Origin of the sequence: Photobacterium damselae subsp. damselae (assembly GCF_038086725.1) — a bacterium.
GTDB lineage: Bacteria > Pseudomonadota > Gammaproteobacteria > Enterobacterales > Vibrionaceae > Photobacterium > Photobacterium damselae.
Window position 1 is genome coordinate 312,000 of record NZ_CP146970.1, and the last position, 12,051, is coordinate 324,050.

General features: G+C 42.8%; 8 protein-coding genes and 18 tRNA genes. 21 read left to right on the plus strand and 5 right to left on the minus strand.

The window, feature by feature from the left end; all coding sequences use genetic code 11:
* Positions 1 to 31: 31 nt before the first annotated feature.
* The 4 genes from WAX86_RS01425 to rsgA form a co-directional block, all read right to left on the minus strand.
* Positions 32 to 1,912, minus strand: coding sequence for a methyl-accepting chemotaxis protein (locus WAX86_RS01425; protein WP_068968488.1), 1,881 nt, complete (start codon positions 1,910 to 1,912; stop codon positions 32 to 34).
* 196 nt (positions 1,913 to 2,108) lie between these two features.
* Complete coding sequence (locus tag WAX86_RS01430; RefSeq protein WP_065172535.1) at positions 2,109 to 3,524, minus strand: DASS family sodium-coupled anion symporter; 1,416 nt, start codon at positions 3,522 to 3,524, stop codon at positions 2,109 to 2,111.
* Between the two features lie 141 nt (positions 3,525 to 3,665).
* A complete protein-coding gene (gene asd / locus WAX86_RS01435) occupies positions 3,666 to 4,547 on the minus strand; it encodes an archaetidylserine decarboxylase (protein WP_106141374.1) in 882 nt (293 codons plus the stop codon).
* A gap of 194 nt (positions 4,548 to 4,741) precedes the next feature.
* Positions 4,742 to 5,797 (minus strand): small ribosomal subunit biogenesis GTPase RsgA, encoded by a 1,056-nt coding sequence (rsgA, locus tag WAX86_RS01440; protein ID WP_065172585.1) that lies wholly within the window; start codon positions 5,795 to 5,797, stop codon positions 4,742 to 4,744.
* Positions 5,798 to 5,870: 73 nt separating this feature from the next.
* Here rsgA and orn point away from each other — a divergent pair, with 73 nt between their 5' ends.
* From orn to WAX86_RS01540, 20 genes are all read left to right on the plus strand, one after another.
* Positions 5,871 to 6,416 carry an oligoribonuclease gene (orn, locus tag WAX86_RS01445; protein ID WP_036764515.1) on the plus strand — a complete coding sequence of 182 codons (546 nt, stop codon included), beginning with the start codon at positions 5,871 to 5,873 and terminating at the stop codon, positions 6,414 to 6,416.
* A gap of 132 nt (positions 6,417 to 6,548) precedes the next feature.
* Positions 6,549 to 6,625 (plus strand) — tRNA-Met (locus WAX86_RS01450).
* A 2-nt stretch (positions 6,626 to 6,627) separates the two neighbouring features.
* Positions 6,628 to 6,703: transfer RNA gene (locus WAX86_RS01455), tRNA-Gly, on the plus strand.
* 57 nt (positions 6,704 to 6,760) lie between these two features.
* Positions 6,761 to 6,837: transfer RNA gene (locus tag WAX86_RS01460), tRNA-Met, on the plus strand.
* 2 nt (positions 6,838 to 6,839) lie between these two features.
* Positions 6,840 to 6,915: transfer RNA gene (locus WAX86_RS01465), tRNA-Gly, on the plus strand.
* A 41-nt stretch (positions 6,916 to 6,956) separates the two neighbouring features.
* Positions 6,957 to 7,033, plus strand: a tRNA-Met gene (locus WAX86_RS01470).
* Positions 7,034 to 7,036: 3 nt separating this feature from the next.
* A tRNA-Gly gene (locus WAX86_RS01475) sits at positions 7,037 to 7,112 on the plus strand.
* A gap of 40 nt (positions 7,113 to 7,152) precedes the next feature.
* Positions 7,153 to 7,229 (plus strand) — tRNA-Met (locus WAX86_RS01480).
* A 3-nt stretch (positions 7,230 to 7,232) separates the two neighbouring features.
* A tRNA-Gly gene (locus tag WAX86_RS01485) sits at positions 7,233 to 7,308 on the plus strand.
* 41 nt (positions 7,309 to 7,349) lie between these two features.
* Positions 7,350 to 7,426 (plus strand) — tRNA-Met (locus WAX86_RS01490).
* Positions 7,427 to 7,429: 3 nt separating this feature from the next.
* Positions 7,430 to 7,505: transfer RNA gene (locus tag WAX86_RS01495), tRNA-Gly, on the plus strand.
* Positions 7,506 to 7,545: 40 nt separating this feature from the next.
* Positions 7,546 to 7,622, plus strand: a tRNA-Met gene (locus tag WAX86_RS01500).
* A 3-nt stretch (positions 7,623 to 7,625) separates the two neighbouring features.
* Positions 7,626 to 7,701, plus strand: a tRNA-Gly gene (locus WAX86_RS01505).
* 35 nt (positions 7,702 to 7,736) lie between these two features.
* Positions 7,737 to 7,812 (plus strand) — tRNA-Gly (locus WAX86_RS01510).
* Positions 7,813 to 7,847: 35 nt separating this feature from the next.
* Positions 7,848 to 7,923 (plus strand) — tRNA-Gly (locus WAX86_RS01515).
* A gap of 36 nt (positions 7,924 to 7,959) precedes the next feature.
* Positions 7,960 to 8,035, plus strand: a tRNA-Gly gene (locus WAX86_RS01520).
* 36 nt (positions 8,036 to 8,071) lie between these two features.
* A tRNA-Gly gene (locus WAX86_RS01525) sits at positions 8,072 to 8,147 on the plus strand.
* 36 nt (positions 8,148 to 8,183) lie between these two features.
* Positions 8,184 to 8,259: transfer RNA gene (locus WAX86_RS01530), tRNA-Gly, on the plus strand.
* 35 nt (positions 8,260 to 8,294) lie between these two features.
* A tRNA-Gly gene (locus WAX86_RS01535) sits at positions 8,295 to 8,370 on the plus strand.
* Positions 8,371 to 9,389: 1,019 nt separating this feature from the next.
* Positions 9,390 to 9,974 carry a hypothetical protein gene (locus WAX86_RS01540; protein ID WP_341489008.1) on the plus strand — a complete coding sequence of 195 codons (585 nt, stop codon included), beginning with the start codon at positions 9,390 to 9,392 and terminating at the stop codon, positions 9,972 to 9,974.
* 23 nt (positions 9,975 to 9,997) lie between these two features.
* Here WAX86_RS01540 and queG read toward each other — a convergent pair whose 3' ends face one another.
* The gene (gene queG, locus WAX86_RS01545; RefSeq protein WP_341489009.1) at positions 9,998 to 11,131 is read right to left on the minus strand and encodes a tRNA epoxyqueuosine(34) reductase QueG; all 1,134 of its coding nucleotides are present in this window, start codon (positions 11,129 to 11,131) and stop codon (positions 9,998 to 10,000) included.
* Between the two features lie 454 nt (positions 11,132 to 11,585).
* On the opposite strand from queG, the gene tsaE reads away from it, so the two are divergent.
* Positions 11,586 to 12,050 carry a tRNA (adenosine(37)-N6)-threonylcarbamoyltransferase complex ATPase subunit type 1 TsaE gene (tsaE, locus tag WAX86_RS01550; RefSeq protein WP_036764512.1) on the plus strand — a complete coding sequence of 155 codons (465 nt, stop codon included), beginning with the start codon at positions 11,586 to 11,588 and terminating at the stop codon, positions 12,048 to 12,050.
* The last annotated feature ends 1 nt before the right edge of the window (position 12,051 follow it).

Sequence of the window (12,051 nt, forward strand, 5' to 3'; positions counted from 1 at the left end):
GGCTTTTGGATTAAGAGTACTAATAACAGTATTAGACTTTAAAACGAGAGACGTCAGTGCGCATTGCTGCCGCCGCTTCACTCATATTGTTGGCGCTTTCTGTTGCTTCCTCTGTCTGCACTGCTAAATGCTCTGCAACGTCACGAATTGCCTGTGTATTACGGCTAATATCTTCACTGACCGCTCGTTGTTCTTCCGCAGCGCTGGCAATATGGGTCGCCATATCCGAAATTTCAGTAATAGCAATGGTAATTTGATTAAGACTTTCACTGGCCGCTTCTGCAAATCCAACACTTTGATCGGCAAGACCTGTACTTGCTTCCATGGTCTCAACAGCTTGGCGTGTGTTTTGTTGCAAGGTATCGATCATCGTACGGATCTCTTCAGTGGAATCGTGAGTACGTTGACTTAGAACTCGCACCTCATCGGCCACAACAGCAAAGCCGCGACCTTGTTCTCCTGCTCGTGCTGCTTCAATTGCCGCATTTAAAGCCAGTAGATTGGTTTGTTCAGCAATGCCTTGAATCGTTGATAGGATCTGATTGATATTTTGGGCGTTACTTTCCAGCTCATGAATCACTGCCGCTGCATCTTGCACTTGATTGGCTAAAGAGGTAATGGCTTGACGGTTTTCACCAATAACTTGCTGACCTTCTTCACAGGCGGTGGTTGATGCTTGAGCTGCTGATGCGGTCATCTCGGCATGACTTGCAACTTCCGCTGAGGTTGCTGACATCTCATGGATCGCTGTTGCTATCTGGTTTACATCATTTTGCTGGCTAGCTACTTTTTGGTTGGCTTGTTGCGTTTGTTGAGCTGAAAGATCGGCATTTTCTTTCAAGCTTAAAGAATGCTTGGCGATGCCTTGGATCATATCTTGAAGCTGGGCAAGAAACTGATTCATGTAGGTTGCCAGTTCACCAATTTCATCCATACGCTGAACATCAATACGTTGGGTAAGATCGCCATTACCTTGTGACAGTTGTTGTACCGAAACGGATAAATCTTTTAGAGGACGCAGTAGGTTATTAATCACTAAGGTCGCAATAACTGCAATGATAATGTAGAGGATAATCGAGGCGATAATCACAAAGGTCGCTTGTTCACCAATGGATGCGTACGCTAATGTTTTATCTTCGACGACGACCAGTTTCCAATCGGTTCCAGCAATCGGGCTAACAGCGATCAGTTTTTCTTGACCGTTAGTTAAGGTAATCGTACCGATGCTTTGCTGTTGTTCGAGACTATTAAGCAGTTGAGGTGTTAACTCGTCATCTAACTGAGTCGCTGGTTTCTGGCTTAGTGCTTCATCTTTGTAGGCGACAATTTTGTTATTACCATCAAGTAATAAAGCATAGCCATCATTATCGAGCTTGAGGTTAAGAACCTGCTGAATAATATGTGTGACGGTAAGATCGGCGGCTAAGACCCCTTGTTTTTTCCCCTTAAACGACTTAGCTAAGCTCACCACTAGGCTGCCATCAAAGTCTTGATAGGGTTCAGTGATCGTAAGCTGATTGGTCTTCATTGCGTTTTGATACCATGGGCGGGTTCTTGGGTCATATCCAGCTGGCCAATCTTCGGTTTTGTCACCATAGGCTATGGTGCCGTCACTAAATCCACCATAAACCGATAAAAAATGTCCCGCATGTTTGGTGAGGAGTAACTCTCTATCAACATTATCTTGATTTGCAATCAGAGGCTCATTCGCTAGCATCATATCACTGCGAGTTTTTAACCAATCGCCGATATAGTTACTGGTCGCATGGCCAATTGCCGTCATTTGGTTCGTGACTTCTTGCGTGGTTTCATTGCGAAGCTGAGTGATGGAAAGCGTGGCTTGCACTGCACTTACAGTTGCGATGATGACACCAATCGCAATCTGGATTTTTAGTTTTATGGTGTATCTCATAGGTTTCTCGATATTAAGCCAAGTGGAATTCTTTTATAAAAATAAATCTTATAAGGAATAAACAATCTGTTGATGTTTTCGGCTTAAATGGAAAATACCTAAGGAAATAATGACTGAACGAGTTTATTCATTTGATGAAGTGTGATCTAAATCGGCTTAGGCATATTGGGGATGGTTAGACCTAAGCCGAATATTATCAATTCAAAATAAGAAGGGCGAGATAGACAATGGTTAAACCTACAAGTCCGACAATAATGCCTGCTTTTGCCATATCCTTAGTTTCAATTAATCCAGTCGAATAAGCTAAAGAGTTAGGAGGCGTTGAAACAGGAAGAATCATGCCAAGTGAAGCTGAGAAAGCAACAACAATCAAGACACCTTGTAATCCCCCCATGCTAGATAGGCTTTCCATCGAGGTTGTCACCGCTGCGGCAATAGGCATTAATAAGTTGGCTGTTGCGGTATTCGACATAAAGTTTGCCATCAGCCAGCAGATCAGCGATAAGCTTAAGACCACCGCAAATGGAGTTAGGGTGTTGTAATCAATGGCATGGGCAAGTTCTTTAGCGAGCCCTGTTTTATCAAGGCCTAAACCGATAGCAATACCTCCGGCAACCAACCACAACACATCCCAGTTAATCAGTTTGAGCTCTTCTTTGCCCATGATGCCTGTTAAGGTAAAAATAGCTAAAGGAATAATTGCCACAACATACGAATTCATGCCGTGTAGAGCGGTGGTCATCCAAAGTAGTATGGTTAAGGCAAAAGTGGCATAAACAACAATTGCTTGCCAGCTAGTTTGAAATTGGCCATTAAGTTGCAATGTCATGGTTGGTTGGGATGATGGAAACAGCTTTTGCAGTAACCACCAAGCAAAAGCAAGTTGGACTATGACAAAAGGCAGGCCCATCATCATCCAATCAAGGAAGCTTATAGTATTTTCTCCGGTTAAGTACTGCAAAGCGATGGCATTAGGTGGTGTACCTATTGGTGTTGCAATACCCCCTGTATTGGCTGCAATTGGGATACACAAAACTAATGCTTTGATACCAATATCGCCTTTAGGGACAGATGCAATAATAGGGGCAAGTAGAGCAAGCATCATCACGGTTGTCGCTGTGTTAGACATAAACATAGAAAAAACAGCTGTGATTAGCATCAGGCCTAACATAATAAAACGAGGTTGCTGGCCAAACGGTTTGAGTAAAACACGAGCCAGATTATTATCGAGTTCATATTTTGAAGCAGCAATCGCTAGCGCAAATCCCCCCATAAAAAGAATAATAATGGGTGAAGAGAAAGCGCCGAAAATATCGGTGTAAGCAAGCATATCCCCCATCTCATGCCCTGTTGGAGGTTGGCGAAACCAATGTAACCCTTTATCTGAAATCATGATAAGTTCCAGAGCAATGATCAAAATGGATGTCGCGAATACAGGAACGGGTTCTAATACCCAAAGTAATGCTGCTAATAGAAATATAGCAAGAAGACGGTGCTGAATTAAGGTAAGGTTTTCAAGTGGAATGTTATCGATCGGCATCATAAGTACCAGCAATGGGATACCAAAAGCGATCAGTAATTTGATCAGTCGTGCAACGGGGAATCTTTTCATAGAACTGGCCTGATTAATAGAATAACTATGACCAGAATACTCATTTTTTGATTGTTTTTTCGCCGAGTTATATCAATTTTTCTAAATAAAAAAGGAGCTCAAATGGCTCCTTTTGTTAGAAAATGTTATCTCTGTCGCGGCTTATTGCTCTGACTCAGATTGTTGGTTGATTTCTGCATAAGGTTGACCCATACGAGTTACAGTGCCTGATTGAAGGCTTTCAACAAAATGCACGGCATCCTTACTGAATAAATTGATAACCGTTGAACCTAATTTGAATCGACCCATTTCTTGGCCTTTTTTCAAAACAACAGAAGTTTCACCTGTTGGCGCATAATCCCAACGTCGAATACTTGGTCCTGTTGGTGGGGTTACCGTTCCAGCCCATACTGTTTCGATACTGCCTACGATAGTTGCACCAACAAGAATTTGTACCATAGGACCAAAGTCGGTATCAAAAACACAAACTACGCGCTCGTTGCGAGCAAATAAGTTCGGGACATTTTCAGCTGTTAGTGGATTAACCGAAAACAAATCACCTGGAATATAGATCATTTGGCGTAAAGTACCGTCACATGGCATGTGTACTCGGTGATAATCACTTGGTGATAAATAGAGTGTTGCGAAACTGCCATCGGTAAAGCGTTCTGCTAATTCGTTATCACCACCAACCAGTTCACGAGTATCAAAGTAGTGACCTTTCGCCTGAAATAGACGACCTTCTTTGATTGGACCTAGTTGGCTGACACATGCATCGGCAGGGAAACAGATAATGTTGGCATCATCATTTATTGGACGAACACCGTCTTTAAGTTCACGCACAAAGAAATCATTGAATGTAGCATAAGCCGCTGGATCAGGGTTACGCGCTTCAGCCATCTCAATTTTGTATTGCTTAATAAACCAACGGATTACAGCGGTTGTTAGTTTGCCACCTTTCCAGCTTGCTAATTTGCCAGCAAGGCGAGTTAAAGCATGTTTCGGCGCACAGTATTGTAGGCCAATTTTAATGTTATCAAGCACGGTATGAATTCCAGAAATTCTTAATATATCAATGTGATAGTTATTCTTTCGTTACATTTGTGAATAACTATAACCGTTTATGATACCTAAATATGGCATTAATACCAATCAATCATACAGCGGGGTAGGTGGAGTGTGAGGGAATTAGGTAAACTCTGAGTGACTATACTCAGAGTTTACAGGTAATATTTGACTTACTCAGCACTCTTATTACGAGAGAACTGACGATTAGCCACGTTTTCAGACATGCTCTCGATAATACGATGGTAGCTATCAAAACGTTCTTGGTTAATATGACCATCTTCTACTGCTTCTCGAAGAATGCAGCCTGGATCATCTTTGTGCTTACAATCTCGGAACTTACAGCCGCCTAGGTAGTTACGAAATTCCACAAAGGCTTTGGTTACTTGTTCTGGCTCAAGATGCCACAAACCAAATTCACGTACCCCTGGTGAGTCGATCAGATCACCGCCATCTTCAAAGTGGTAAAGGCGAGCTGCTGTGGTGGTATGTTGGCCTAATCCTGAGTTTTCAGAAACATCGCCCACTTCCGCATCAACTTCTGGCATTAAGGTATTAACCATGCTGGATTTACCTACACCTGATTGGCCTGCAAAAATGGTCGTATGATTTTTTAAATCTTGCTTTAATTCATCCATGCCTTCACCTGTTTCGGTGCTGACATAACGAATGTTATAGCCAATATCTTGGTATAACGACAGAGTCTCTTCGACCTGTTGACGCTGTTCTTTATCGAGCAGGTCGATTTTGTTGAGCACAATGAGTGGTTCAATTTCAACGGTTTCTGCTGCAATTAGGTAACGGTCGATAATATTTAGAGAGAGCTCTGGCAAGATAGCCGAGACAATTACGATAAGATCCACATTTGCGGCAACCGCTTTTACGCCATCATAGTAATCAGGACGGGTTAATACGGATTGACGCTCATGCACCGCTTCAACAACACCTGCGATACCCTGTAATGCTTCAACGCCTGGACGCCAGACTACGCGATCTCCAGAGACGAGGCTGCGAATGCTACGACGAAGGTTACAACGGTGCACTTTGTGGGTCTCTAGATCTTCGATATCAGCATGTTGGCCGAAACGAGTGATCACCAGACCTTCACGAGGACTTTCGAGTAAGGCTTCATCCCATTGGACGGTATCACGCTCTTTGTTCAAGCGCTTATTTTGGTTCGAGCGTACACGACGGCTCTGACTTTGGGTTAATTTTTTCTTTTTTGCCACAAGAATATCGTTCAGTTTGGGTTGGCTTTCGGTATTATCATACATGGTTTAGTCACAAAATAGGCAATATCTCATGACAATCAATGAGCAGAATCTAATTTGGATCGATTTAGAAATGACTGGATTGGATCCAGAAACCCATAAAATCATAGAAATAGCGACCATTGTGACAGATGCACAATTAAATATTTTAGCTGAAGGTCCTGTGCTAGCAATCCATCAGCCAGAAGAAGAATTGGCGAAGATGGATGACTGGTGCACAACAACACACACTAATAGTGGTTTAGTTGAGCGAATTCGTCAAAGTAAGATTACAGAGCAAGAAGCTGTTCGACAAACGATCGAATTTCTGGAAAAGTGGGTACCTAAAGGCGCATCGCCAATTTGCGGAAATAGCATAGGACAAGATCGTCGTTTTCTGTATAAGCATATGCCAGAGCTTGAAGCCTACTTCCATTATCGCTATTTGGATGTGAGCACAATTAAAGAATTGGCTCGACGTTGGCAGCCTGAAGTATTAAATGGCTTTAGTAAGAAAGGTAGCCATTTAGCATTAGATGATATTCGCGATTCTATTGCTGAATTAAAGTACTATCGAGAGAATATTTTTACAATATGATGATTTAATGGGCGTTTGTTTGTATTTGTCATATTTTTTTCTTGAAAGTATATTGCATCCTGAAAATTTAGTCGTATAATGCGCAGCCTCGAAAGGGGATAACGAGTTTATTTCCTTTCGGTGAAAATCGGACGCGGGGTGGAGCAGCTTGGTAGCTCGTCGGGCTCATAACCCGAAGGTCGTTGGTTCAAATCCGGCCCCCGCAACCAATGCGACACTAGCTCAGTTGGTAGAGCGCAACCTTGCCAAGGTTGAGGTCACGAGTTCGAACCTCGTGTGTCGCTCCACTTCTCTTTTGAAGTGCGATAAAGTTCTCACGGTACTTAACGGTGACTTAGTATGGACGCGGGATGGAGCAGCTTGGTAGCTCGTCGGGCTCATAACCCGAAGGTCGTTGGTTCAAATCCGGCTCCCGCAACCAATGCGACACTAGCTCAGTTGGTAGAGCGCAACCTTGCCAAGGTTGAGGTCACGAGTTCGAACCTCGTGTGTCGCTCCAAATTTAAGTTGTCATCGAACTTTATCGGTGAAAAAATCGGACGCGGGGTGGAGCAGCTTGGTAGCTCGTCGGGCTCATAACCCGAAGGTCGTTGGTTCAAATCCGGCCCCCGCAACCACTTGCGACACTAGCTCAGTTGGTAGAGCGCAACCTTGCCAAGGTTGAGGTCACGAGTTCGAACCTCGTGTGTCGCTCCAATTTAAGTTGTCATCGAACTTTATCGGTGAAAAAATCGGACGCGGGGTGGAGCAGCTTGGTAGCTCGTCGGGCTCATAACCCGAAGGTCGTTGGTTCAAATCCGGCCCCCGCAACCACTTGCGACACTAGCTCAGTTGGTAGAGCGCAACCTTGCCAAGGTTGAGGTCACGAGTTCGAACCTCGTGTGTCGCTCCAAATTTAAGTTGTCATCGAACTTTATCGGTGAAAAAATCGGACGCGGGGTGGAGCAGCTTGGTAGCTCGTCGGGCTCATAACCCGAAGGTCGTTGGTTCAAATCCGGCCCCCGCAACCACTTGCGACACTAGCTCAGTTGGTAGAGCGCAACCTTGCCAAGGTTGAGGTCACGAGTTCGAACCTCGTGTGTCGCTCCAATTTAAGTTGTCATCGAACTTTATCGGTGAAAAAATCGGACGCGGGGTGGAGCAGCTTGGTAGCTCGTCGGGCTCATAACCCGAAGGTCGTTGGTTCAAATCCGGCCCCCGCAACCACTTGCGACACTAGCTCAGTTGGTAGAGCGCAACCTTGCCAAGGTTGAGGTCACGAGTTCGAACCTCGTGTGTCGCTCCAAATTAAAGGTTCTCATTGTACCTAACAGTGAAATTGCGACACTAGCTCAGTTGGTAGAGCGCAACCTTGCCAAGGTTGAGGTCACGAGTTCGAACCTCGTGTGTCGCTCCAAATTAAAGGTTCTCATTGTACCTAACAGTGAAATTGCGACACTAGCTCAGTTGGTAGAGCGCAACCTTGCCAAGGTTGAGGTCACGAGTTCGAACCTCGTGTGTCGCTCCAAATTAAAAGGTTCTCATTGTACCTAACAGTGAAATTGCGACACTAGCTCAGTTGGTAGAGCGCAACCTTGCCAAGGTTGAGGTCACGAGTTCGAACCTCGTGTGTCGCTCCAAATTAAAAGGTTCTCATTGTACCTAACAGTGAAATTGCGACACTAGCTCAGTTGGTAGAGCGCAACCTTGCCAAGGTTGAGGTCACGAGTTCGAACCTCGTGTGTCGCTCCAAATTAAAAGGTTCTCATTGTACCTAACAGTGAAATTGCGACACTAGCTCAGTTGGTAGAGCGCAACCTTGCCAAGGTTGAGGTCACGAGTTCGAACCTCGTGTGTCGCTCCAAATTAAAGGTTCTCATTGTACCTAACAGTGAAATTGCGACACTAGCTCAGTTGGTAGAGCGCAACCTTGCCAAGGTTGAGGTCACGAGTTCGAACCTCGTGTGTCGCTCCAAATTTAAGTTATCATCGAACTTATCGGTGAACGTATACTGTGAAGTATTCGTCTCATGTAGTATTCCTAAGGTTCTCGTATGACCGGTTCGCTTAGTGTATTACCTCAAGTGCGCTTGCAATAAGCAAGGCCCATATTAGAAGCCAATCGCTTCAGCTATCCTTAATAACTTGATCAAGCAGCCTTTATCGGTTGTTTTTTGCGTCTTGTTTTTTAGGTATTGATACTAGGACAGGCTGTTAAGTATTGAGTGGATTGGCTATCCATACGCTCTTTTCCCAATGTAGTCATAGTTATTTAGCCCTTAATAAAGGTTGCTAAATGGATTTAACTATTTCTTTATTTTAGACCAGGAAAACCTGTTAATAAGTTAGGTATAACATTGCCTTATTAGCAGAAGATAAAAAAAATCATAGATGGTTTAACAGCTTTATCCACATTAGTAATATTGTGGGTAACTCAGTTGATTAGATGTGGCGCCTAGGTGTGCATAAATTTTTTTAGTCCGAAGTCTGAATGTTTTTCCTTATTTTATCCAAAGAATTATTCACAGGATAAGTGTATGTAAAATATGGTAAATATTGTAGTTTGCTATAAGTTATATACAGCTTGATCAATATATTTTGCTTTGGGATAACCCTCTGTATCTTTTTATTCACACCCTGTGTTTAAAGTTTTGATCCTTCCCTCAAAATTCCTGCTATAAGAACTTTTTCCACACTATTAACTGCATTATTTGTCCCCATTTACTTATCCACATATCAAGTCATCAACAGCATTCTTCTACTGGTGCTTAGTCTCTGTGGCGGCTGTTCTCTGATTTTGGTTTAACCCCTCAATGCTATATAGAGCAATAGAGGCTTAATTAATCTTGGCAAAGTGGATTAGTCTCTCTTCCCCTCCTTTCTTGATGTGATCATTACTGTTGAGTAATAGTGTTTTAAAACTTGGCTAGATTGTTTATTAGAAAGAAGTGGTTAAACTTATCGGTAAAGTCGAAATGCGTTTACTAGGAGATCATGATGACAAATCATCACCACAATCATTGCTGCGGTCACCATGGCCACGATAACCACGACCATAACTGCTCAGTGTCCTTGCAGTTAGGGCAAGTTGTGGAGCAACATCCATTCCAGTTTGGTGATGGTGCTATGATAGAACTATGTCGTCGTGATTTAGGTAATGAGATTTTTATTGGCCTTGGGGGATTAACCCGTGCTGAGATTGAAACTCTAACTACCGCACCGGTTGAACTAGGCTTATTGGCAACAGAAGCTGGCGGATGCCTTATTGTGGTTAAAATTGGTGATATTGCATTAGATGTTCAGTTTAATGCTGCTGCTATTCCTGATGAGCACTATCAAGCAGAGATCAACTCACAAGTAACCTTGTTGGCTCTTGATACTCGCACTAAGGAGCTTAAGGTAAAACGTGATATTGAGTTAACCAATGAGTTAGTGGCTCAATTAACTCGTCTTACCGCTCGTCAACGAACTGAAGAGGCCAATCAGATTAATGCAGAAAATGCCCACTTACTTAATACGCTGACACCAGAGCAATTAGCAGAAAAGATAACTTTGGTTGAGTTAGCTAACCACAAATAAATATATATTCTACTTCTAAAGGCTTACGCATCCCGTGGTAAGCCTTTTTCTATAATCCGAACTAAACGCTGCGCTTTATTGGAAATCACCGTTATTGAGTTTTCATCCCTTCTCTTTTTTTGTTGCTCAATGGCCCAATTAAGATGAATGTCCAAGCTCTCATCAAGGCCAAGGCATTCTTCTAAGGCAATTAATATGGCTTCTTGATAAGGGGCATTACCCATTGCAATACTAATATTACGTAGCCATTGGATATGACCAATACGACGAATTGCTGAACCTTCTGTGTTTTTTAGGAAGGTTTTTTCATCCCAGCTAAATAAGGTGAGTAAATCTTGCTGAGCTAAAGTTGGTCGACAGTGATAGTCAGTTTCTTCTGTGATTTCACCATGACGACTGTGAGGGCAAACCAGTTGACAATCATCACAGCCGTATATGCGATTACCTATTAAAGGACGAAACTCTTCAGGGATCACGCCACTGTATTCAATCGTTAAGTACGAAATACAGCGGCGGGCATCGATTACCCCTTCGTCAACAATGGCTCCGGTAGGGCAGCTGGTTATGCAGGCTACGCATTTACCACATTGATTTTCTATAGCCTCATCCACAGGTAGTGGTAAATCGATAAGAAGCTCTCCAAGGAAGAACCAAGAGCCAGCATCTTGATTTAAGATTAGTGAGTGCTTTCCTGTCCAGCCTAATCCAGCCTTTTGCGCGAGAGGGCGCTCCAAGATCGGTGCTGAATCTACAAAAGGACGATAGCCAAATGGACCGACAACAGCCTCAATTTTTTGTCCGAGTTGCTTTAATCGATTTCTGACTAATTTATGGTAATCACGACCAAGGGCATAACGGCTAATATAACCTTTTTCAGGTGCTTTTAATGTTTGAGCAAATCCTGCTTCTGGCGGTAAATAATTCATGCGAACACTGATGACTCGCACTGTTCCTGGATGGAGTTCATCAGGTCTTGCTCGCATCATGCCATGTCGTGCCATCCAGTCCATATCGCCGTGATAACCCGCATCAAGCCACCGCTGTAATTGTGCTTCATGTTGAGATAGATCCACATCGCAAATACCGACTTGTTGGAATCCTAATTCTTTACCCCATTGTTTGATATCGAGGCTGAGTTGGTTGAGATCTATAGTCATAACAGAATCACAGGTTACAGAGAAAGGGGCGAAGTTTATCACAAAATAGATAGAGTCTGGATATGACAGATTGAACCAAAAAATTTAGTCAGAGTGCTTTATTAAGCTATTTTCCCTTGTTTTTATTATTGATTTCTTCTGGCAACTTAAGTCGTAATTTATCTAAAATATGAAATAGTGAACTGACAAAGTTTTGTCATTAATGGTACAAACCTCTGGAATAATAGGGGTAATTTCTGCCAATTTAGGTGGTAATTCTAATTTGGAATCTATCGGTGTTTTCGTATTTTGTGGTGGTATTGTTTGACGGATTTTGTATAAACATTCACCTCATTAAAAAAATCATCGTATAATCAACAATTGCTGTTCAATTTGATGGTTTGACAGCTGAAATATGATGAATGAGTGATTTTAATTAACTCAAGTACAATACGAATAGAATAGTACGGTAACCATGAAAACATTTGAACGAATTCTTGCAGATGAACAATCGACTGTTGAGTTAGGTCTGCAACTAGCAACTGCCTGCTCACAGCAAACTACCATTTATCTTCATGGTGATCTTGGCGCCGGTAAAACCACTTTTAGTCGAGGCTTTATTCGTTCTCTCGGACATCAAGGTAATGTAAAAAGTCCAACATATACCTTGGTTGAACCGTATGATCTTGCGCCTTGGCAGGTATACCATTTTGATCTATACCGTCTTGCCGATCCTGAAGAATTAGAATTTATGGGTATTCGTGATTATTTTTCTAATGATGCGATCTGTTTGGTTGAATGGCCTGAAAAAGGTACGGGTTTATTACCACAACCTGATCTGGAATTAGAAATGTTGTATCACGGTGAGCAACGTAAAGTGATCATAACCGCTCAGTCTGAATATGGTGAGCAGTTACTATCACGCTTGGAGAAGTGTTAAC